Raw genomic sequence first — 24202 nt, 5'->3', positions numbered from 1 at the left:
GCATCGCTATCGACACTAAAATAGCAAATATAAAACAACAACTTACTTACAAAAAGTGGTTTTCTAAAGCTTTCTTCAAGTATTTTTGCATGTCATCTCGATGAAACTTACGGACGTTATAACTTTGCTCTAAATGTATAAACCGCTTCGACGAGGCCGTAGAGCTTGTCGAACATATATTGGCAGACCCATTGGTGTACCGCGCTTGTACATTCCAAGTTCCGCCCAAGCTTTTTGTATCATTACCATATACGCATGCTGCAATTTTACCATCCTCTTCAACAGCTCGGCGTAATGAGTGCAAAATACTTTGCTCATTCTCGGTTGTGTTGTAATTCACACTTTCACTCAAATTAAGCATGAGATCATTGTTTGTCATACACTGATTTTGCAACTTAGCAAGCGTTGTCTTCCCAAAGCCATGGTACTGAATAAAAACTGAGTTATCGTCAAAGTCACTCATGTATTTGTGTACCACGTTGAAATATGAGTCGGTTTGATGTGCCACATCGCTGGCTTCATAATGCCCATTTGTGCACGAACTTAATGCGTGACTACTGTCTCTACGCGTACCGGCAAGCATCAATAATTTAGTTTCAGTAAATAGAAATGCATCAATGGCTTGCGTACCTGTAAATGAGTCTCTTTTGGGGTGTGGCGCTTGTAAAATAGCGTTTAATCCATTTGGGTTATAAATGTACGTACCACCACCACGGAAATCTGCACTTGGTAATGTGGCACGCTCTTGCAATAAATAATATGTGGTTTGTGTATTGGTATCAAAAAACTGTGCTACGTCATACCCAATTGGCGCGACTAACTCTTGGGCTAGCGGGTAGTTTTGCGAAATAAAAGCTGCAAATCCGGCCTCAAACTGCTGTTGTTCATGAAGACTTGGTTGTACCCATTTATCATCCGATTTAGAGCCGTAATTTATGGCCTTTAAATGCTTAGCCAGCTCTCCCGACATTACTTTATGTGCATAGCTTGGAAAGCTCAGTAACGTCACTAATAATAAAACCAGTGTCGTTAAAACAATACTCGGCAACGAACTTCGACCATACGGTGTGAATGAAAAAGACGGATACAAAGCCATTAAGACCTCCAACAGTATAATTAGCTATCAAAAGTGACATATAGCAATTTTCCTGCTCCATGAGGCTTGCCAAAACAATCCTTTGTATTAGTTTTTTATTATTTAGTATGTCAAAAGTTGCATCATTTGTATCAAAATAAATCCCATTGTTCTAGTTAAAGTAATAAAAATGACTTTTTAGTATTAGTTTTTATATACCTAAAACAGAAACAAATACACAGCTTCGATAATAAATTCATAACCCTACACACAGGTCTGACCAGAGAGGCCGTTATCTATAACTCTCTCTCATTTGTACCTAAAAACAAAGGCAGACTTAGAAAGTATTAAAACTTCTGAGCCGTTTTGTAGGTAAACACTGTCACCCTGTTGGCTGTAACCCAACTATTTAGAAATATACGAACTGCACAGTGGCAGAACCTTTATGTTGAACTATCTTTTTGTATAAATAACTCATTTATATACGTGGTTTTCCATGATATTTACTTCAAGGACTGATCGCTTAAAGCAAATAGCGATACAATCAAAGTTAAGTTTAATCGAACATAGTCAATCCATTATTGAAGTCAACAATGCTGGAAATGTCATTCACCTTAGCCAGTATTTCTTATCCCTAACCGGCTACCTTGATACTGACTTAATCGGTTCGCCCATCAAGGCTGTATTGCAAGGTTTCGAGCACTCAAGCTCGAATACATCACCTGGTGAATTTAAAGTAGCCACAAAAGCAGGCCGCACTCTTTGGTTTAGAGTCACCTCAACAGTGCCAACTGACAGCTCACTTGGGGATAAAATAATACTCATACTGTTTGATATTTCGTCATACAAAGAACAACAAATTGATAGCAATGGACAAATTAAAGCCATCGATAAATCACAAGCTGTAATAGAATTTGACTTAAACGGAAATATTTTAAAAGCAAACGATAACTTTCTGAGCACCATGGGGTATGAACGTCATCAAGTCATTGGCCAACATCATAGTATGTTTGCCGAGCAAGACTACGCAAAAAGCGAGCAATACCGTGACTTTTGGCGTAACTTAAAACAAGGACAATATTACTCAGGAGAATTTAAGCGACTAGCTAAAGACAACAAAGAAATATGGATACACGCAACTTACAATCCGATTTTTGATAGCGAAAATAAACCCTTTAAGGTCGTAAAATACGCCTCAGATATAACCGCGAGCAAATTGCAAGCGGCCGACTATGAAGGTCAACTTAATGCAATTAGTACATCTCAAGCGGTGATAGAATTTGCCATGGATGGCACAATCCTTTCTGCTAATGAAAACTTTTTAGCTACAACGGGATATACGCTTGATGAAGTAGTGGGGCAACATCATAAAATATTTTTAGACCCGCAATATGCCCAAAGCGATGAATACCACACTTTTTGGGCGCAATTAAACGCAGGACAATTTAGCTCTGGAGAATTTAAAAGATTAGACAAAAATGCACGAGAAATATGGATACAGGCTTCCTACAACCCTATTTTTGACTTAAGTGGTAAACCTTTTAAAGTAGTTAAATATGCCGCAGATATTACAGAACAAAAACAATTAACCACCAACTTTGAAGGCCAACTTGAAGCAATCAATAGATCTCAAGCAGTCATTGAATTTAACATGGATGGCACCATACTGACCGCGAACGACAACTTTTTGTCTGCTATGGGTTACACGCTCGATGAAGTACAAGGCCAACATCATAGTATATTTGCCGAGCCAAGTTACGCCAATAGTCAAGAGTATCGTGATTTTTGGTCTTCATTGAACCAAGGTCAATTTCATTCAGGCGAGTATAAACGCCTCGGAAAAGGTAAAAAGGAAATCTGGATCCAAGCAACATACAATCCAATTTTTAATTCTGATAACCAACCCATAAAAGTCGTAAAGTTCGCCACCGATATCACAGAACAAAAGACCAAAAGCGCAAACTATGCAGGGCAGCTCAGTGCAATAAATAAATCACAAGCTGTTATCGAGTTTAATTTGGACGGCACCATACTTCATGCCAATGACAACTTTTTGAAAACCACCCAATACCGCTTAGAAGAAATTCAAGGAAAGCATCATCGTATATTTGTCGACCCAGACTATGCTGTTAGCAATGAATACAGTTTATTTTGGCAGAAATTGAATCAGGGTCAATTCGATAGCGGAGAATATAAGCGACAGGCTAAAGATGGCACTGATATCTGGATCCAAGCATCGTACAACCCCATCTTTGATACCAACGATAAACCTTTTAAAATTGTTAAATACGCAACCGATATCACGGCGAGAAAGTTAGCAATAAAGAGTATTAAAGATGCCATCATCTCGCTTTCTGAGGGGCATCTATCCCATCAAATACATGACGATTTAGGGAGTGAATTCAATATATTAAAAGACGCAATGAATGGACTTACACGCAACCTAAACAACATGATTCATGAGATCACCGCAGCATCAAACAATGTATTCCAAGGTGCACAAAACATCGCGACTGACAGCGAAGAGTTAAGTAAACGTATTGAGCGCCAAGCATCTAGTTTAGAAGAAACGGCATCCACCATGGAACAATTAACCGCAACCGTGCAACAAAATGCTAAAAGCACCCAAGATGTCTCTGCACGCACTAAGCTTACAATGGAGAAGGCGTCACAAGGTGGTGAAACCGTGTCAAACGCCGTATCTGCCATGTCTGATATTGAAGCATGTAGTAACAGAATATCCGATATTATCGGAGTAATTAATGAAATCGCTTTTCAAACAAACCTACTTGCACTCAATGCCTCTGTTGAAGCTGCTAGAGCAGGGGAGGCAGGTAGAGGCTTTGCGGTGGTCGCAAGTGAAGTGCGCAATTTAGCACAACGAAGTGCATCAGCAGCCAAAGAAATTAAAAATCTAATTGAAGATAGCAGCTTAGCGGTTTCCAAAGGCAGTGAGTTGGTAGTGACATCCGGTGAACGCTTCAAAGAATTGACCCTCGTCGTTCAAGAAGTTAATAGTATGATTATGGATATCGCTCGTGCAGGTAAGGAACAATCCGATGGTGTTGTAGCCGTTTCATCTACCGTAGCCCAACTTGATCATTTAACTCAAAAGAACATGCAATTGGTTGAACAATCAACCCAAGCTGGACAAGAAATGCGAGAACAAGCACGATATCTTTTACAACAAATATCAACATTTAATACATCACAAAACCAGGAGTTATTGCCGGCTCCTACGCCACCAAAAATGTTCCAATTGGTCTCTGGTAATTCATAATGAACTGTCATACTTTTTAGCAACAGTGGTGCACTGATAAGGTGCTTAATTTAAGGAGCGTATAAGCGTATTTATTTATCACGCATCGTATATTAACGTGATTTTATCTTTGTTTTAGTTTAAATTTGGATTAAGTAACGTTAGTAATACGGCTTATGCGCCACAGAAGAAGGGTTTTAAAGGACTATGTTTCAAGGCTTGAATGACATGGGTGACTGCTGGGTACTTGTGGTCGATGACTCATCTTTAATGCGCCAACTACTGGTGAGTTGCTTAAGAAGCGTGTGTAAAGTAACAGCCGTTGAATGCGCGGAAGAGGCAATTCGTGTCTGCCAAGATTCTCAACCTGATTTGGTATTAATGGACTGGATATTAGAAGGAATGTCAGGTATCGAAGCATGTCAAACAATGCAGAATATTTCAGAACTTTCTGAAATTCCCGTTATTTTTGTCACATCGAACACCAGCGAAGCCAACCAAGAACTTTGTTGGTCTTCTGGTGCTGTCGATTTTGTACCAAAACCAATAGTCCCAAAAACATTACAAAATCGAGTAAAAACACACTTAAAGTACAAGCTACAAACTGATTTATTAAAAAAATACTCTTTTGTCGACGGTTTAACCGGTATCTACAATCGCCGCTTCTTCGATATGGAAATAGTACGGTTACTTAAGCAAACAACCCGATTACAACAGCCGTTTGCCGCAATGATGATTGATATTGATTTTTTTAAAAAATACAATGACGAATACGGCCACTTACAAGGAGATGATGTACTGAAACAAGTTGCCATAACACTGAAAAACCAAATAAAAAGACCCATAGATACGGTTTTTAGGTATGGAGGGGAAGAGTTCATTGTACTATTACCCAACACCTCTCAAGACGGCGCCAAAAGTATTGCCAACCAACTTGTCTCAGCAATTAAAAACCTGTCGATAATAAACATCGGTTCGCCTATGGAAGTAGTGACAGTGAGTGTGGGCATGACCTTTTTAGCTGAAAGTCAGCGATGTGATACCAAACAGTTACTAAGTCGCGCCGATGCTGCATTATATAACGCGAAAGAAACAGGTCGAAATAAGTTTTCAATCTTAAATGAATAGTTGTGTAAGTTAATTAGAACCAACAGCAGGAAGCAATTATGAATATTATATATCGGGTTATGATTCTATTTTTGCTGCTTATAGCAGCACTATCAAGCTACAGTGCTGGAATTAAAAGCGGTTTTTTTATTTTTATAATCTGCGGCTTTACTTTTGAAGCCATGTTCTGGTGGAAATTATTTCCAAAAAAACGTTCGTGACAATTCGTCCCCTCGCCAGATATAAGCACATAATTTAAGAGAACCCACTATTGTGAGCTCTCTTCAAAACTTATTTAATCTGATTGCTTAACAGGGAAGCCTCGGTCGCGCATTAGTGCGCTAACATCCGCATCTCGTCCACGAAACAAACGATAAGCTTGAGCTGGATCCATCGCATTTCTGACCGAAAATAGGTGTTTAACCAACTTATTTGCCAGTGCTTCATCATAAAACCCACCTGGCGCATCAGCAAACGCCTCAGCAGCATCTGAAGTTAAAACCTCAGCCCACAAGTATCCATAATATGCTGCTGCATATCCTTCACTTGAAAAAATATGCCCAAAGTGAGTGCTGCGATGACGCATTACCAACTCCGCAGGCATACCCAACTTTGTCAGTTGCTCTTTTTCAAATTTAGCGGGGTCAATCTTTGTCGGATCCGTACTATGATATAATAAGTCCATTATTGCTGAACCCATATACTCAGTTGTAGAGAAGCCTTGATTAAAGGTTGCTGACTTCTTAATCTTAGCGACCAGCTCTTTGGGTATCGGTTTACCCGTTTCATGGTGCACTAGGAATTGATTAATCACTTCATCAGTTGTTAACCAACGCTCAAGTAGCTGTGATTGAAACTCAGTGTAATCACGCACACCAGAATGTGATTGAGGATAGACAACATCAGCAGATAAAAAATGTAATGCATGACCAAATTCATGGAAGTACGTTTGTGCATCAGACCAAGAAATTAATGTTGCTTTACCTTCTGGCCCTTTTACAAAGTTAGAGTTGTTCGTGCTCAACACATTAGTTTCACCATCCATCGTGGTATAACTTCTAAATGTATTTGCCCAAGCACCTGAACGCTTTCCTTTTCTCGCAAATGGATCTAAATACCATAATCCGACATGTTTACCTGACGCCTTATCTTTTACTTCCCAGACACGTACATCATCGTGATACACAGGCACCGAACCATCTACCACCTCTGAAAACTCAAAATTAAACAGTCGCCCAGCGACATAAAACATGGCCTCGCGAAGTTTATCGAGTTGTAAGTATTGCTTCACTTCATTTGAATCTAAAGCATACTTGTCTTTACGGACTTTTTCTGAGTAAAAGCGATAATCCCAAGGTTCAATTGTTATTTTTACCTCTTCTTTATCCGCTATCGCCTGCATATCTGCAACTTCTTCCTTTACGCGTGCAACAGCCGCAGGCCAAACTTGGTCCATTAATGCCTTAGCATTCTCTGGTGTTTTCGCCATTCTATCTTCTAAACGCCATTGTGCGTAGTTCTCGTACCCCAACAACTGTACTCGTTCATGGCGTAGCGTTAAGATTTCTTTAATTATTCCATTATTATCATATTGATCGCCATTCCCACCTCGGTTGTAATAATTTTTCCATACCTGCTCTCTAAGTGAGCGCTCTGTTGAGTAGGTTAAAAACGGATCCATAGATGAACGAGAGTTTGTTATTGCATATTGACCAACTTTGCCTCGCTCCGCAGCTGCCGCTGCCGCACCTACCACAAATGACTTCGGTAAACCTGATAATTGAGATGCATTTAAATAAACAACATAGCTTTCCTCATCAGCGAGGACATTACTAGAAAACTTCGTTTGCAAAGAGGCTAATTGCTGATTAATTGCTGCGTAACGTAATTTTGCATTACCTTGTAATGTAGCGCCATTTCGAGCAAAACTATTATAAGTTAGCCAAGTAATACGCTGCTGCTCAGGTGTTAATGCTTTATACTCATCACTATTAAAAACCGCTTTAACACGATTAAATAACTTACTATTTTGTATTATTTTTGAGTCATACACCGAAAGCTTAGGCGCTATTTCTTTTTGCAATTCACGCGCTTCGGCTGATGACTTATTATTTCTCCAAATACCGTAATACGTAAAAACGCGATCTAAGCTTTTCCCTGCTCGCTCTAATTCTGCAATGGTGTTATCAAATGTTGGTGATGCAGGGTTGTTTGCTATTTTATCTACATCAGCCAAATGTTCAGCCATCCCCATTTCTAATGCAGGTTTCAAATCTACAAGGTTCATCTTGTCGAACTGTGGAACGCCCTGAAATGGGCCTGAGAATTCTTGTAATAGAACATTTGAATAATTTGCTTTTTTCACCGTATCAGTTCCTTGTGGTTCTGACGTATTGTTACAGCCACTTAAGCCGATAACAACAGCAACACTTAGCGCCGTTATTGTTGATTTAATCATATTGTTCTCTTTCAATTTAGTTATGTCTACAACCTTCAATGGGCGTTAGTCTAATATTACTATCAAAACATGCAATCAATTCGCGGCAAAAGCCAATTTATCACGGTCAATAAAAATGACTGTTGCAATTGTCCTCATATTGATGCAAGTTAGTAAGAAACTGATCTTGGTATAAATATGGAAATCGGTATATTTATATATGACAATGTTGAAGTACTCGATTTTTGTGGGCCTTTTGAGGTATTTTGCACTGCTAACCGCTTTACCGAACAACATATTAATGTCAGTTTAATCGCACCAACTCATTCCCCTGTAAAAGCAAGGGGAGGACTGAGTGTCAACCCCCATTACAGTATTCATGGTCACCCGAAATTCGATTTACTTATCGCTGCAGGAGGTATACACACAGGTATCATAAAAAACCCCACAGTCCTTAGATGGTTGGCCGAAACAGCGAGGCACACTCCCGCATGCGCATCAGTATGTACAGGCGTATTTCTATTTGCTCAAGCAGGTATTATTGATGGAAAAAAGGTCACCACGCACTGGAGTGATGTGAGTGACCTCCAACATAGTTACCCAGAACTAGAAGTAATAAAAAACCAACGCTTTGTTGTAGATCAAAATTTTACTAGCTCTGCGGGGATAGCGGCTGGGATAGATATGAGCTTATCAATCATTCAATCTAAGTTTGGTAAAGACATAGCCCATAAAACTGCACGGCAGATGGACTATGATTGGCTCCCGTAAACATAAGTAATATCAACAGCGCGCAAAACAACTATTTCAGCTCGCTTTAACATGACGCATACTATCGATCTTTTTATTGACTCGTATTAGCTCTTCAAGCATTTTGTTGTACGTCGCCTCATAAATAGCAATCGTTCGTTGTGTACAAGCATCCTCTTCAAGCACTACCGCCAGCGAGAATAGTTTTTCTGCACCTACATCACCTGATTGACCTCTAATCGCATGCGCTAAATGTCTAATTTCTTCGTGCGCTTCGTTCTTTATTGCCAGTGCTATTTCATCAAACTTGGCAGGGGCGTCAGCCAAAAATAACTCACAAATCATTAAATATAGTGATTTATCACCTTGCATGCGCTCTAATGCATCTTCAATGTTGAGGGTTTGCTCATCTTCAAGCACTTCCAAAAAGGTCGTGGAACTTTCTATTCCACGCTCAATATCATCAGAGATATATAGTATCAATGTACTGAACAAGTTATCGGGGTTTACCGGCTTAGTGATGTAATTATTCATGCCGATAGACAAACAGCGCTCTCTTTCACCCGACATAGTACCTGCGGTCATCGCAATGATAGGTATATTTCGGTAGTACTCGGTGCCTTTTCCAGCGCGAACGGCACTCGTCGCTTCATAGCCATCCATTAATGGCATGTTACAATCCATCAAAATTGCCATAATCTCCAAAGACTGGGCTGCTGCCACATTAAGCTTATCTAATAAATCAATTCCAGAATTTGCCATCAATACATCGATACCTTGTGACACCAACATTCCTTTTGCTACCTCAAGATTAATTTGATTATCATCTACCACCATAACAACCTTTCCTTTCAGCGATCGGTACTGTTCGGGCTCTTGCGGATTAGGCTGATTGTCTTCTATCAAATCAAACATGATATTCGCTTTATCTTTATTAATTAATACCAATACATCGAGATAACGTATTGGTTTGGCCACACTCGCACGAACATTAGCTGGTACAGTACAATTCATCGCATCATAAAATACACAGCAGCGTTTACTCGCCAACGGATGTTTAATATGTCGTTCCATAGCACCACTTGGTGCATCGATAAACCAATAATCAGCGTTATCTTGATGCGTTACTTCGCCTGCAAAACGGGTCGTTAGCTTTTCTAAAAACTGAACGAATTCAGGAGATGGGCTTTCAATGTAAACACGAGTGCCTGATAATACAGGCATAACATGAAGTGGTTTGGCACTTTCAATAGGGTAGGGCAACCGCAATATAAACTCACTGCCACAACCTTTCTCTGAAGAAAAAGAGATATCTCCTCCCATCAGTTTACACAGTTGTTTACAAATAGATAATCCAAGGCCAGTACCACCATATCGACTTGTGACTGTTGCAGATTCTTGAGAAAATGCTTGAAACAACTTATTATAATTTTCTCTCGAGATGCCAACGCCCGTATCACGCACATTTATTTCAAGCCAAACATACTCGCTATCTGTCACCGTTTTTGAAACTACATATACGCCACCTTTATCCGTGAACTTAATTGCATTACTTAATAGATTATACAACACCTGCTTCAATCTACTCGCATCACCAAATAGCCCTAAATACTCAATATCTAGAGCATCTAATTGATAATCTAATTGCTTTTCTTGTGCTTTTACCCCTATAGATGAAGTGACATGCTCCAACAAAGAAATAGGATCAAACAATTCACTATCTAGCTCCAATTTCCCAGCTTCAATTTTTGATAAATCCAAAATATCATTAATTAAACTCGTTAATGTTTGTGCACTGGTTTTCATCATATCTAAGTAACTCTTTTGTTGTTTAGATACGACATCTCTACACACCAAGTTTAATGTGCCCAGAATGCCATTGAGGGGGGTTCTCATTTCATGGCTAATACTTGAGATGAATGAGCTTTTTATGTTGGACGCTTCCTCAGCTCGTTTTTTCGCACTTTCAAGCTCTGCAGTTCGCTCTGTGACTTGCTGCTCTAGTAATGCATTATTATTCTTAATCTTGTCTTTGGCCTTATTCTGAGCGGTCACATCTGTAATGAATAAAGCAAACCCTTTTATCGTTGTATTGGCATTTCGAATGGGAGAAATAGTAAACTCAAGGTCAATAACCTGCTCTTCTTCACGCTCTAAAGTGACCTCTAAAGGGCTAATTACTTGACTTTTACTGACTTGATTTAATACATGGTGGAAAAAACCTTGTTCCACATACGGCTCTAAGATTTTATACCCAATACCAATATTGCGCGCCAATTCAGGAAAAAACCGCTCCGCGGTGCGATTAAAGCTGGTTATTTGTAGCTTCGTATTAAAACCAATAATGCCACCAGAAGCCCCATCAATAATATCTGCAAATTCTGACTGAGTGTCGATAAGTTTTTGAGAGCTTTTAAAGTAGAACCATATAATTGTCAAAACAATCACAAAGATCAAACTCAGCACCACAAGCAAACCATAAGTACTCAATCTCTTTTCAAATAATAATTCTGTGTACGTTGAAATAGGCATAGCCACCATAATTTTAATTAAACCATGCTGGTCACTCGATGATGTTCTTAAAACTCCCTCTTTTGAAATAAACTGCTGCTTTTCATCCTTCTTTAACGTGACAAGAGATAGGCCGCCATGCAGCCAAGGCTCTTTTGAATATAAAGATTGCCATGTTGTATCTGGGCTCAGATCACGGCTAAAGCGTAATGCCTCGTCAAAATGATAAATGAAATGACCCGTTTGGGTTAACAGTAATAACTGTAACGCTGGTTCTACGTTGCTGTATAGATTTTGTAATAGCTCTTCGGCATTGAGGTTTAATACCAGTACAGTAAGTAATACGTTATCATCATTATAAACAGGTAACGCAAACCTTAACGTAGGCTCGATAGGGTGTACTATTTTACCACGCTCTTTATTTAGATCTAATTGAGATATGTACAAGCTTCTTTCATTTAATTTTAGCGTTTCAGTAAAGTAATCTTTGCTTGCTTTATTTTGTAACTTAGGTTCAAGTTGTACTTTAACAATACCACCGAAACGATCAACCCTGACCAGCTCATCACCATCGCTGCTATCAATTAACCTCAATTGCCGAATATCAGTATAAGTGTGCATCATTGACTGAAAAATAGTACTTAGCCGCTCTTTCCAACGTGTTACAGTTATACCATCAACGGGGTCTACCCCTTCATTCAACAACGCTCGGGAAACGCCTTGTATCGGTGGGGTATCTAACAAAAAAAATAAAAAGTCACTATTTATTTGAATATATTCAGACAAGTGCTGTTTTTTATTTTTCAATAAAAATGTCAAAGACTCATCAACACTTTGTTGGGCCTCACGTTGAATTTTCTGTTCAAAAAAGAACAAAGATATGATCAGCGTACCAATTAGCACCAACAAGATGAATGGTACCGACATCCGCTTAAGTCGCATTGCGTAACGAGAGTACATATATTCCTTCAAACCAGCTAACAACATCCCTGATGATGCTGACTTACTGCACAACCTACTCAGTCAAAACCATCTAATTCTAACTACACTTTAGGATATATAGATCAATTTACAACCATACAGATTGAACAATTCTAATATAAAGCCACACTTGCTTATTTTGGTTTCTATAGTTAGGACATAAATCAAGATTTGATGCATACTCTTACCGGCAGTACTGCACATTCATCGAAGCGGTTACTCATTTAAAAATACACGTATTAGCCCTACACTCTAATACTAGGTCAACATTTTTCTTATCGTGCATTTTTTGCAAAAGTGCTAAACAAAGCCGCTTACTACCGTAAAACACACATTCATCACGTGTTATGTAAAAAATGATTCTGTCTAAATAACAGGTCAATTAACGGAATCTTGATGAATATCCTAAACAGAGTCCTTAAGTAAGTAGGTAAAGCAACAACATTATGTCAATACACTTAACTTAAAACCCTATATTTCAGCACCCTAGAGTATTATTATTTGTCAATAAAAACATGAAATATTCTCACGGTTGGGTTGCATCTCAAATTTAAATTTATCTAAATAACCCCATAAAATTTACGTTTCCAAAACAAAAACTAGTAATATTTAGCTAAATTTTGCGAGTTAATTTTATTTTCTAGCATTGCAAAAGCTTGCAGAATGTAACACAAGCTTGAATATCACATGCCCATTCGATATAAATACAATACGCAACCAGTAAGTCTCCCGCCCGAGTGAGGTTAAGATGTCAACTACGCTAAAAGGAAGTGCCCAACGAGTGCAAGACTACCTTGCACAATTTGATATCGCATTTGTCGTTAAACAACTCCCATATTCAACTAGAACTGCGTTCGATGCATCGCAAGCCCTAGGCTGTGATATCGCTCAAATAGCCAAATCTCTCATTTTCAAAAATAGAGAGTCGGGGGAGCCAGTATTAGTCGTCACTTCTGGAAAGCACGCGGTCTGTAAAGACAAAGTATTTGCCGCAACAGGAATTGAATTAGACAAGGCTGATGCCAAGTTTGTTAAGGAAAAAATTGGATATGCAATCGGCGGCGTCCCTCCTGTTGCATTAAATAAGCGAGTCATCACAATATTAGATAATGAACTAAAAAACTATAATGTCATTTGGGCAGCCGCAGGGACGCCCAATGCAGTCTTTGAGCTTAAAGCCTGTAACTTTAACCTACTGACTCAAGGCGTATGGATAGAGCTTGCAAAATAAACATTAAATTTTGCCATATGAAAATAGTAAGCTCTTCAACCCTCCTTCAATATTATTATCAACGAACTCTGGCGGATTGTTTAATCGCGTAACAAATGTTACTTCTGGCGCCTGTTCTAACATTTCATCTATCAAAAACTGTGACTCTAAATTTGGATCATTCACACATGCTAGTACATAAGCGTTGCTTTTCAACAGTTCAGGCAAACGGCGTAATATTTTTTTATAGTCTTTAGTCAAAGCAAAGCTGCCTTTTTGAAATGTTGGCGGGTCAATTATGACTAAATCATAAGGTCCAGACTTTTTCAATTTCCCCCAAGATTTAAACAGATCATGACCTAAAAATTTCACTTTATCCGTGTCATGTTCATTGAGACGATGGTTATCTCTTCCTTTACTCAATGCTGCTTTTGCCATATCTAAATTGACAACCTGAGCCGCACCTCCTGCGATTGCCGCCACAGAAAAACCACACGTATAAGCAAAAAGGTTGAGCACATTTTTATCTCTGGCATTTTCCATTACCCATTTTCGACCGTTTCTCATATCTAAAAACAGTCCATTATTTTGCTTTAACCCTAAATCAAGTGAAAACTTTAAACCATTCTCAATCACTACTTGAGTTGGGGTGAGCTCTCCAAATAGCACATCCATAGGGGCACCTTGTCGGCTTCGGTGATGCAATAAAACACTGCGAACCTGCTCTTGCCAAATTGGTATTTTCATCCATTTATCAACTAGTTGAGTCAATTTATCAATAAATTCAACTGAAGGTTCTTTAAACAAAGAAATTAATATTTGTCCATTTAGCCAATCAACAGTGAGCTGTTCTAAACCAGGGTAAAACCGACCTCGCCCATGAAACAGGCGACGCACTTCATCACCAAAATAACTCACCTCACGAATGTGCTGATCAAGCGTTGTTAGAGCTGCTGGGGTCATAATAATGTACACATAATTTCAAATATGCATATTGTACGTGCCTTGAAAAAAAGTAACAGCTCAGTCGAATAAGAAATCGCGTATAAATTAGGAATCACGGCTATGAGAGATTTATTGAGTAACAAAACGGTATAGCCTAGCAAGGTATTTATCATCAAAATTCAAACTACTTCCCAGAGCTAAATCAAAGAACTAAATCAGAATTGAAAAAGGGGCGTTCTTTCCCCTTATATTACATAAATATAGTCAATGAGTTAACGTTGATACACAACCTCACCGTCTAGTAACGTCATTTCAACTTTGGTATTTTTTATTTCAGATGCATTTTGCTCAAACAGGTTCCTGTCTAGCACAACAAGATCTGCTAATTTTCCTACCTCAATACTACCAACCACTTGCTCCTGACGCATCGCATAAGCGCTATTTATTGTATATGCTTCGATTGCTTGGGCAAGTGTAATGTTTTGTGGAGCCCTCGATATCGCATTACTCAAGCCAACAAATGGGTTAAAAGTACTCACACTCCAGTCACTACTGAGCGTGAGGGTAGCACCTGCACTCTGCAAATTTTTAATTGGCACAAGGTCTTGGGCGCGCTCGCTACCTATCAGTGGTATGGTATCAGGCCAATGGTTAGGATCTGTAAACTCACCTGCAACTTGCGCATCAGCGATCACATTCAGCTTTTCAAAACGTGTATAGTCTTCTGGGTTAACAACTTCCAAATGGGTTATACGATGTCGAGCATCACCCTTTGATGCGCGCTCAATAGCATTCAGTGCTTCATGAATGCCTCTATCGCCAATTCCATGGATATTAAAATCAAAACCTGTAGTCTCTAGCGCTTTAATATACTTTTCCAAACGACTTTGCGTAAAGTAATTCAAGCCTTTATTTTGATACAAATCGAGCCAATTTGTATCATATGGCTCATGCATCGCAGCAGTCGTATTAACCAAAATACCATCCATATAGAACTTAACTTGATCCACTTTGAGCAAACTCTGTGGGTCATTTTGGTACAAAGACTTAAGCGTTGAAATTTGGCGCTCATCATTCATTTCTGGATATGCCCATAACCCCAAACTGACACGTAATGTCAACTTATCGTCCTTTTCAACTTGCTGCCACGTTTCTAAGTGACCTCGCTGCCAATAAGTGCGCGCATCACTAATCGAAGTGATCCCTGCTTTATTTAGCTCAGGCATAGTGTATTCAATTAGGCCAGAATGATCTTGCTGCTGTGCATTCGACAGCGACTTCATCGCTAATTCCATAACTTGATTGCCGGCATTATCATATAAAATACCATCTAATTTTCCGGAAACATCCCGGCCATAAACTCCGCCAATAGGATCTTGGCTATTGACATTAATACCAGCAAGTTGCAATGCTTTGCCATTCACCCACATCGAATGAGAAGTTTGCTCCATAATGATGACGGGCCGATCTGCTACGGCTTCATTGATAACCGACAAAGGAGCGCTTTCCATTTCAAGTAAAGAAGTAATTTCATGGCCATACCCAATTAACCATTGAGCGTCTGGATTTTGCACTGACGCTGTGTAAATCGCATCAATGTATTCTCCTTCACTTGCATAGGCAGGAATTGTGAATTGCGTTGCTGCAGATGCAGACTCCAAAGGGTGCATATGCACATCATGAAAACCTGGCATCATCATCTTCCCTTTAAGGTCAATAATGTGGGTACTTTTCCCTAAATACGTTTTTACGCCTTGGTTATTACCAACAAAAATAATTTTGTTTCCCTTGAGTGCCACAGCTTGTGCCCAAGGCTGCTCAGGGTTTACCGTATACACTTCACCATTTGTGAACACCTTTGTTGCGACTACATGACTAGATAAGTCACCATCACTTTCGACTGTTGGTGCTGTCGCAGAATTCGAATCGCTATCACAGCCAGAAATAGCACAGGATATTGCCAATAAAGTCGTACTTAATATCATCGTTGGTTTACTCATAGTTGACTCCTTAAGTTTCACGATACAATATCAGGATAGAGGTAACCATAAGGTAACAGCATAGGCTAACTATGATTATATTACTGGTAGAAGACGATTCTATCTTAGCAGCCCAAACCATCGATTTTTTAAATGCAGAGGGTATCGAAGTTGATTATGCAAGTTCACTAACACAAGCTAGAAGTATTTCAGAAGGTACGGATTATGAGGCCATTATTTTAGATATAAATCTCCCTGATGGCACTGGTATTGAATTTGCCAAAACACTAGAAAAAAACAGTGCCCCCATATTATTTCTATCTGCGCGTAATGCGCTCACAGACAAACTTGCTGCGTTTTCTGTCGGAGCCTTAGATTACATCACTAAGCCCTTCGCATTAGAGGAGCTCGCTGTACGTATAAAACTGCTTGCCCGAAAAAACACCCCGGCAAAAAATACCACGTTCCAGCTCGACTCCCTGTTTGTTGATTTAGATGCCAAGATAGCAAAAAGAGCCGAACGAACAATAGTGTTATCTCCCCAGCAATGGAGCCTATTGGCTCTGCTTATCACCCACAGCCCCAACCCTGTAAGTAAAGACAATCTCATTGCCACAATTTGGCCAGACCAAGATGTTAATAATAATATGTATAAATCACTTGTAACACGTTTACGTACAAATATAACAAAGCCGAACGAGAAAGTACTGTTACACACGTTGAAGAAACAAGGCTTAGCACTTAAAGAGCGCGATGATGAGTAACAACCAATCACTCCTTCATTATCTTATTGTGCGTTTCGGGTTATGTGCGCTAATAGTCATGTTTCTATGGGGCTGTATGGTGAAAGTAAGCTATGACTTTGCTCTGGATGAAACGGCAGCTCATTATCTGTTTTATGATGCAGAACAAGCCATTATACAAAATCAGGTATTACCATACATAGATGACTTTAAGCTGATAACCTCCGATGAACAGGATTTACCAGCTTGGGCCTTATCGCTATGGAAAGCAAAGCTACTTCCTATTAACGACATATATTTTAGTAACTATCAAGAAGACACCGTCTATATTTTGCCATATCAGCATGATGCTGATACACCAATGATTTTCGTCATGCACTATTTTGATGAGTATGAATCGGCGCCGATTCTACCTTTTCTGATGTTACTAATGGGTGCTTTGACGACCATATTCCTTTATGTGATAGGTAAAGCAGCCTACCGCATCAAACAGCAAACCCACCAGCTAGAACAGTTAATAACCCCAGAGCACAAAGCACTAGAATTTAAGTTTATTGAGTTACAAAATATCGCTGACGCACTCGTTATTTCACGACAAGCCGAGCGTTATGCACAACAAAAAGACCGCTTACTTTCAGCCTATTTAAGTCATGAAGTGCGAACACCTTTAACACAAATTAGGCACAGTTTGGCCCGTTTACAACAACTAGATGATTTACCATTTGAGTCTTTATCAATCATCGAGCAATTAGAGTGCGCTCAAGCTAATTTAACTGAGACGAGTACCGCCATTTTAGCTTTGTGGCACCTTAATCCTCATGAAATTAAACCCATAAACCTCAGTGCAACAATCAACTCTGTCGCAGCTTTATATACCACTCATGGGCTCATACACAACCTAATAACCACCGAGGAGACATTCATTAATGCACATCAACCGCTTGTCAGTTTACTACTCACACAAGTTTATCGAAATGCTTTACAACATGGCAATGGCGAAGTGACCACGACTTTATCTCATACACGGATGGTATTTAGTAACCCCTGCATTGCATCAAAAATGGATACAAAGGGCTCTGGCTTAGGCCTATTATTACTAAAGCAGATATGCCAAAAACTCAATTGGCACCATGAAATAGCACATGAACCTCCGTTATTTTCGTTAGAAGTAATATTTAGCAAGTCCATTTAATCACCTAAGTATCACCATGAGTGAGTAGCAATAAATACATCGCGCAATGTAAGTTGGTACTTACATTGGCATAGGATTTTGTTTTCTAACCCAATAAATCATATCAAGCTAAGTTAATTGACACATCAGTTTGTACAGAGTTGGCGATAAAACATAACTCGTGAGCTTGATGATGAAGGCTTTCAATCAAGCTATGCTCAACCTCAACACCTGCACCCCAAATTACTTTGGGGTTTAAGACAACTTTCGTCATTGCTTTTTTACCAAGGTGGTTTAAACCAAGTGTTCCGAGTGCATCATCATAATACGACTCAATCATGAGTTTTCTTTGTGCAGCCAAATCAAGGAAAAACAACATATGACAGCTTGATAGCGCTGCTACAAATGCTTCTTCAGGATCAATATGAGCTTCATTAGAGTAGGGAACTGGGACTATACTCGGTGATGATGATGCAGCTATGCGTGTGCCACTTGAAAATAGCCAGTGGTGTACACGACTGTATTTTCTATCAACAAATAACTCTGTACTTTGTTTATTCCACTGTATAACGGCCTGATAGTTAGACATGCTTTTTCCTCAAACTTTATCGTAATTCAACACCACATATTTTGCGTAACTCGCGGCTCTAAAAAAAGCGAAAATTCATCACCCTCATATGAGCAATACTCACATATCAACTTAATTTTTAAATAATGGCCCCAGTAAAACCTTGAGTTATACTTAAATATACGGTCATAATCAGCACACCTATGATTTAAACTCATCAAAGATATGACAACTCAATTCTCTTTCTCAGCAATTCACACTTTTACGGTTATCACACAAACTTTGAGCTTCTCACGCGCTGCAGAAATTTTACACATCACTCCCAGTGCAATAAGTCATCAAATGAAATTACTTGAATCGCAGCTTGGTGTATCACTGTTTACGCGCCAATCTAAAGGGATCATGCTCACTGAAGCAGGCAAAGCTCTGATGGAAAATGCCAACAAAGGTGTATCATTAATTCAAGAGGGCGTTTCAAAAAGTATTTCTACAACAAAGCTGCGCACGTTACATATTGCAGCCATCCCATCATTAGCGCAAAACTGGTTATTGCCAAAACTACCTGATTTTTATGATTTGCACCCTGATATTAGCATCGTATTACATGCACAAGACCAACTCGTCAACTTCTCCACATCCCATATAGACGCCCACCTACATTTTGGTACTGGCTATACCCAAAACAACCATGCCCAATTTCTCGCTTCAGAATACGTTTATCCAGTCTGCCACCCAGATCTGTTGACGGTGGGATGCGATAATCATATATCAAGGCTCGTCTCTCAATATCCCTTATTACAATACAACGCAGCACTTGAGGATGGGCCGAGTAACTTAACTTGGCAATATTGGTTATCAAAACATCACATTTGTGTTAACTCAAAAATGATACACCGCCATTTTAGCCATGTAGGACTTTCACTCGAAGCTGCCAAGCACAAACAAGGGCTCGCGTTAGCATGGCATCATATGGTTTCAGACTTAATAAAATGGGGTATGCTGGTTCAGTGTGACCATACAGTGTTAAAACTCGATTACAACTATTACTTAGTAAGCCCAGAAAAGCCACAGGAAGCATCAGACCTTCATCAATTTACATCATGGTTAAAACATAAATTTGTTCACACATCTCAGCCACACAATCTTTAAATATGAATGTGCTGCGCATATTTTACAAATTCAGAATAGATAGAGTCTTTAATTAACCTATCTGGCGTAAATGCATAATAGTGCTGGTAAACATTGTCAATGCTACCTATTAGACTCACATCATAATGACGTTCAATTTCTTTACTGACAAGCAACGGGGCTGCAAATAAGCCGAAGCCTTGTTGACCCAATGCCTTCATCAATGCACTATCATCGACATGACCTGCTATAGATATTTCGATACTTTGTTGCTCTAACCAGTATTTAATTGCACTCGTCATCGGACTTGACTTAGCAGGGAGAATGACAGGAACATCGGCAAGAGAGTTAGGGTAGCTTTCTTTTAGTGCATCAAGTGATGCTCTATTACCGAAAAAACCTAATTGGCTTTTACCGAGCTCATGACAAAATGCTTTAAATGGCAATGTGCTGTCTAATGGCTTATCAGCTAAGACTAAATCTAGCTTGTGGATCGACATCTGGGCAAGCAGCTCAGCTTGCTGACCATCAATACAATGTAAATTCGTGATCCGTTCATTATCTATAAACGGTGATAACCACTTTGATACCAAAGATTTAGGTAATGCATCAGAAATCCCAACTCTTAGCGTTCGCGATATATGATCCAAGTCTCCTTGTGTAGTTTCTAACCACTCTTCAGCAATCGCAAACATATCATCAGCGTACTGTTGGGTAATTTGACCAAATTCAGTCAATCTCAGCCCTCTCCCTTCGCGTATGAATAATGGTTTCCCTAAGCGCTGCTCTAAACTGGTAATCTGTGCGCTGACGGTTTGCGGCGTCAAATGTAAGACCTTACTTGCACTCGCGATACTGCCATGCTTGCTTACCTGCCAAAAATAGTAGAGGTGGTTGTAATTTATGTTTGTTATCATTCGTTTTTACCGATGAATAAGTAAGAAATAATCAGCTTTAATCTTTTTATATACCTTAGTAGATTAACTACATGCCTGCAATAAAGGCGCGACTAATTACACTAAATTTATACTTGGATATAGCCATGAAGCTAAAATTGACAGTGAAAGATAAGGTAATGAATGCCGCTATGAGGATCAAGTTGTCAAAGCTCGTTTCAGGCCAACTCATCCGATATAAGGCAAATATTCGAAAAATAGATATACAAGTCAGTGATATACGACATGCTCGCCATGGCGCTTTAAAGCTATGTCATATCAGCCTAGTGATGCCAGGGTTGCCCGACATCTCAGTCAAAGCAAAGGGCAAAGATTTACTGCAAGCGTTAATGCGAGCGCTCCATAATAGTCAATTAGTCCTTGCTCAAAAGTACAAATTGTCTTAACCAAAATCTCATTATAAGCTTTGCTCAATAATAAATAAAAAATTGATATATTTAGAATTTAAGTAATATTTTCATGAAACAGTAATACAGCAATTCCCAAGCACTTGCAGCGGCACGGATGCCGCCTATTTCTTCTAAAGAAAATTTATCCTGCGCCGATAACATTACTTAGTAGCTTATATTATTTTATGGATTTACAGGATGAAAATTCAGCAACCGGCATCTCAGTACCTACTACCACACTCTAATTCGCAGGTTCATCAAAACGCATTATCCCAAACTGAGAACAAGAATGAATTAGATGAAAAATCGACAACTTTCCGCCTTTCTCAAAAAGACCGAGAACAGTTGAGTAATACCGACGACTCTGAACAAGTAAAATCCAAAAAGGACGGCTTACCGCAACATATTCAAAAAATGCTCGAACAAATAGAGCGTATTAAAGAACAAATAAAAGAAGAAGAAGAGCGCTTAGTAAAATTGAAAAATCAAACAGATCTAAACGAAGATACTAAAAAAGATATGATACTCCAACAAGCCAATTATATCGCACAGCTACAAATGAACTTACTGACTTTAGTCGATAATGTAAAAGAAGCAATGAAGGATGCTGGGATCACCGATCCGGGCGTATTGATCAGTGCCATAGCATAACAGAATGTTTTAAAACTGTGTTCAATTAACATGCTAAAAGCCAACTAGCAAAATCTTTCCGAGCGCCATTCCATCTCGCTGACAGCTAAAATCGATCCTACTATCTGCTTGGGTTTGATATAAAAGCTCAAGCTTTCGAAACGGAGATGCTATAAACTTCACCGTTTTAATTCTTAAGCTCATTCTTGTTTTCTTATCCAGAAATGCAAAAGCAGTCGCGCTGAGGGCTTCTTTGCCCGCCTCCAATATCTCAGAAGACACCAAATTTTGGTGGATTGCTTGTTGTGCTTCTGCCTCAGATATCATGCGAATACCACTTGCCATAACGCACGTCGCATAAATATCTAACAACCCAATCGCTCTCACTTTTTGGCTTTCTCGATCTTCATAAACGGCCATAACGCAAGGCACTTTTGTTTCATCAAACACTTGTGACTGAATCGGTTTAATACATAAAGATTCATCAATGTGTTTATGAATCAAACGTTCTAGCTGACTTAATTTCGGTAGAGCTAATTCACCATTAACCTCAATATCATCCAGTATAATTTCATTTTCTTCCGCACCTTGTACTAAAGGCAGCAGCTTTTCATGTAATTCATCATCGCTGAATGGTTTTGATAATACAAAGCTTGCACCTGCTTCAAGTGCTTGATCTATTTGAGACGGCTCATCGACTGTCGTTATCATCGCAACGGTAATATTTAGTTGCCGTTGTTTTATTGCTTGCAATAAAATTAAACCAGACATGTCAGGCATGTGCCAATCAGTTAAAACAATATCTGGCTTCCAACTACCTATATATTGCAATGCCGATTTCGCACTATTTGCTTTTTGAATTAACAACTTACGATAACCGAACTTCTCCAAACCGCGCTTTACGATTTCCAGAGTTGCATGGCTATCATCAACAATTAAGATTTTCACTCTGCGCCACTTTTATAAAAACTTGTTTTTTATTATAGGCATATTTTTCATCCATCACTAAACTGAAAAGATATGATCAACAAAATTAACAATAAACCATCATTATGCCGAGTTTACAATTACCGATTACTGTTTACCAATATTTAGCCATTAATTTTGGATTATTGATCCTTGCTGCATGGTTTTATATCTTACTATTAATACTGAGAGAGTTCAGAAAGTTTGCTACAAGCGTGGTATCTAACAAGCCACAGCAGCAACAAGATGACCAAATGCTCATCATGTGCAGAGAGTCTGTTGATAACGCACTAGGCTATATTAATGACCACAGCAATACTATTGCAGAGTTAGCAAAAGTACAAATTGCATTAGAACAACAGCTCACCGATATAAGAGCCTCTACAAAAGACCATATAACACCTGAAGAAGATCAATCCATTAAAGACCTTAATAAGAAGCTATCAAGGTCGCATGCATTAATACGCAAGCTAAAAGGCGATCTTGATAAAAGTGTCAATAAGTTGAAAGTAACGCGGAAGAAACTCTACGATCAATACGATACGGTGGAGTCGTTACAAAAAGAAAAAGAGCAGTTAGAAGAGAAATACCAGGCATTACAACTTGAAAATGAGCAAACAAACTCTTCACCTCAACATGTACAGAATATGATGCTCTCATTTGAGCGAGAAAAAGCTGATATGATTGATACGCTGAATAACTATAAACGTCAAATATCGGAGCAAAGCCAAGCATTAGAGCAGCTTTCATTGCAAGCTCACAATACCGAAGATGGCCCTGCATTAGCTCAATTACAGGGCGAATTAGCACAAACAAAGTCAGCACTAAAACACTTAACCAAAGAGAAGAAATTTATTGAAAGTCGATATTTAGATATTGTAAAAACACACGAAAACAAAGAGCCATAAGTTAAATCGCATTCAAGCCCTATGGCTGAGCATCCAGTTGCGTATGTTTCTGTGATGCTTCAGTTTTAGGTACTCTATATTGTCGTTTCGTAAAAAATAAGAATGCCATACAAAACCTAACCAAAATGAGTATCTAACAATCTGTGTTCGACTAGTTACTTTAAGCATACCCTACGACCAATCTAACGATTGTTATGTAAAGGAACGCGGTGCTACAAAACCTAATATTTTCTTGTTATTCGCAGTAATAAATCAGCACGTTACAAACATATAAAAAACAAACACTTAAATTAAAGTTAGCCATTAACGTAAAAATAATTAACTAAATCCCATTAATAACAGAGCAAAAAAAACACATTATTGCACTAATAAAAACACCAACAAGCAAAAGGCAATGTACTATCAGCAATCTTTTTCCTTGCTTAACTAAATTACACAGAAAAACAGCGTATTATAAATGCAAAAGCGTATAAAATTATCACTAAAATC

18 protein-coding genes are annotated in these 24202 nt (G+C 38.9%); 10 read left to right on the top strand and 8 right to left on the bottom strand.

Annotated elements, in window-relative coordinates:
* Nucleotides 1–46: 46 nt before the first annotated feature.
* Entirely contained in the window at nucleotides 47–1096 is a 1050-nt protein-coding gene (locus PAUR_RS19360; RefSeq protein WP_192509373.1) for a hypothetical protein, read from the bottom strand.
* 475 nt (nucleotides 1097–1571) lie between these two features.
* Between PAUR_RS19360 and PAUR_RS19355 the strand changes: the two genes are divergently transcribed.
* A complete protein-coding gene (locus PAUR_RS19355; RefSeq protein ID WP_192509372.1) occupies nucleotides 1572–4355 on the top strand; it encodes a methyl-accepting chemotaxis protein in 2784 nt (927 codons plus the stop codon).
* 186 nt (nucleotides 4356–4541) lie between these two features.
* Nucleotides 4542–5462, top strand: a complete 921-nt coding sequence (locus tag PAUR_RS19350; RefSeq protein WP_192509371.1) for a GGDEF domain-containing response regulator — start codon at nucleotides 4542–4544, stop codon at nucleotides 5460–5462.
* A 274-nt stretch (nucleotides 5463–5736) separates the two neighbouring features.
* Here the strand turns inward: PAUR_RS19350 and PAUR_RS19345 are convergent, their stop codons facing one another.
* Nucleotides 5737–7899 carry a M3 family metallopeptidase gene (locus tag PAUR_RS19345; RefSeq protein WP_192509370.1) on the bottom strand — a complete coding sequence of 721 codons (2163 nt, stop codon included), beginning with the start codon at nucleotides 7897–7899 and terminating at the stop codon, nucleotides 5737–5739.
* Between the two features lie 177 nt (nucleotides 7900–8076).
* Here PAUR_RS19345 and PAUR_RS19340 point away from each other — a divergent pair, with 177 nt between their 5' ends.
* Nucleotides 8077–8649 (top strand): DJ-1/PfpI family protein, encoded by a 573-nt coding sequence (locus tag PAUR_RS19340; RefSeq protein ID WP_192509369.1) that lies wholly within the window; start codon nucleotides 8077–8079, stop codon nucleotides 8647–8649.
* A 36-nt stretch (nucleotides 8650–8685) separates the two neighbouring features.
* On the opposite strand, the gene PAUR_RS19335 is transcribed toward PAUR_RS19340, so the two are convergent.
* Nucleotides 8686–12099: an ATP-binding protein gene (locus PAUR_RS19335; protein WP_192509368.1), complete on the bottom strand. Its 3414-nt coding sequence runs from the start codon at nucleotides 12097–12099 to the stop codon at nucleotides 8686–8688.
* A gap of 769 nt (nucleotides 12100–12868) precedes the next feature.
* Between PAUR_RS19335 and PAUR_RS19330 the strand changes: the two genes are divergently transcribed.
* Entirely contained in the window at nucleotides 12869–13351 is a 483-nt protein-coding gene (locus PAUR_RS19330) for a YbaK/EbsC family protein (protein ID WP_192509367.1), read from the top strand.
* 3 nt (nucleotides 13352–13354) lie between these two features.
* Here PAUR_RS19330 and PAUR_RS19325 read toward each other — a convergent pair whose 3' ends face one another.
* Together PAUR_RS19325 and PAUR_RS19320 are read right to left on the bottom strand one after the other, a co-directional pair.
* A complete protein-coding gene (locus PAUR_RS19325) occupies nucleotides 13355–14293 on the bottom strand; it encodes a class I SAM-dependent methyltransferase (RefSeq protein ID WP_192509366.1) in 939 nt (312 codons plus the stop codon).
* Between the two features lie 254 nt (nucleotides 14294–14547).
* Nucleotides 14548–16275: an amidohydrolase gene (locus PAUR_RS19320; protein WP_192509365.1), complete on the bottom strand. Its 1728-nt coding sequence runs from the start codon at nucleotides 16273–16275 to the stop codon at nucleotides 14548–14550.
* 71 nt (nucleotides 16276–16346) lie between these two features.
* Here PAUR_RS19320 and PAUR_RS19315 point away from each other — a divergent pair, with 71 nt between their 5' ends.
* Both PAUR_RS19315 and PAUR_RS19310 read left to right on the top strand, forming a co-directional pair.
* Nucleotides 16347–17018 (top strand): response regulator transcription factor, encoded by a 672-nt coding sequence (locus PAUR_RS19315; RefSeq protein WP_192509364.1) that lies wholly within the window; start codon nucleotides 16347–16349, stop codon nucleotides 17016–17018.
* Between the two features lie 76 nt (nucleotides 17019–17094).
* The gene (locus tag PAUR_RS19310; RefSeq protein ID WP_192509363.1) at nucleotides 17095–18189 is read left to right on the top strand and encodes a HAMP domain-containing histidine kinase; all 1095 of its coding nucleotides are present in this window, start codon (nucleotides 17095–17097) and stop codon (nucleotides 18187–18189) included.
* Nucleotides 18190–18292: 103 nt separating this feature from the next.
* Here PAUR_RS19310 and PAUR_RS19305 read toward each other — a convergent pair whose 3' ends face one another.
* Nucleotides 18293–18757 (bottom strand): OsmC family protein, encoded by a 465-nt coding sequence (locus tag PAUR_RS19305; protein ID WP_192509362.1) that lies wholly within the window; start codon nucleotides 18755–18757, stop codon nucleotides 18293–18295.
* 204 nt (nucleotides 18758–18961) lie between these two features.
* On the opposite strand from PAUR_RS19305, the gene PAUR_RS19300 reads away from it, so the two are divergent.
* Nucleotides 18962–19885, top strand: coding sequence for a LysR family transcriptional regulator (locus tag PAUR_RS19300; RefSeq protein WP_192509361.1), 924 nt, complete (start codon nucleotides 18962–18964; stop codon nucleotides 19883–19885).
* Here PAUR_RS19300 and nhaR read toward each other — a convergent pair.
* Nucleotides 19882–20781 (bottom strand): transcriptional activator NhaR, encoded by a 900-nt coding sequence (nhaR, locus tag PAUR_RS19295; RefSeq protein ID WP_192509360.1) that lies wholly within the window; start codon nucleotides 20779–20781, stop codon nucleotides 19882–19884. The genes PAUR_RS19300 and nhaR overlap by 4 nt on opposite strands.
* Nucleotides 20782–20906: 125 nt before the next feature.
* On the opposite strand from nhaR, the gene PAUR_RS19290 reads away from it, so the two are divergent.
* Both PAUR_RS19290 and PAUR_RS19285 read left to right on the top strand, forming a co-directional pair.
* Entirely contained in the window at nucleotides 20907–21206 is a 300-nt protein-coding gene (locus PAUR_RS19290; RefSeq protein ID WP_225738519.1) for a hypothetical protein, read from the top strand.
* A gap of 201 nt (nucleotides 21207–21407) precedes the next feature.
* Entirely contained in the window at nucleotides 21408–21860 is a 453-nt protein-coding gene (locus PAUR_RS19285) for a hypothetical protein (protein WP_192509358.1), read from the top strand.
* 33 nt (nucleotides 21861–21893) lie between these two features.
* Here PAUR_RS19285 and PAUR_RS19280 read toward each other — a convergent pair whose 3' ends face one another.
* Nucleotides 21894–22787 carry a response regulator gene (locus tag PAUR_RS19280; RefSeq protein ID WP_192509357.1) on the bottom strand — a complete coding sequence of 298 codons (894 nt, stop codon included), beginning with the start codon at nucleotides 22785–22787 and terminating at the stop codon, nucleotides 21894–21896.
* A gap of 104 nt (nucleotides 22788–22891) precedes the next feature.
* Here PAUR_RS19280 and PAUR_RS19275 point away from each other — a divergent pair, with 104 nt between their 5' ends.
* Complete coding sequence (locus tag PAUR_RS19275; RefSeq protein WP_192509356.1) at nucleotides 22892–23713, top strand: chromosome partitioning protein ParA; 822 nt, start codon at nucleotides 22892–22894, stop codon at nucleotides 23711–23713.
* The last annotated feature ends 489 nt before the right edge of the window (nucleotides 23714–24202 follow it).

Origin of the sequence: Pseudoalteromonas aurantia 208, assembly GCF_014858725.1 — a bacterium.
Classification (GTDB): Bacteria; Pseudomonadota; Gammaproteobacteria; order Enterobacterales; family Alteromonadaceae; genus Pseudoalteromonas; species Pseudoalteromonas aurantia.
The sequence above is the reverse complement of the archived record's forward strand: the minus strand, read 5'-3'. Positions and strand labels throughout refer to the sequence as shown.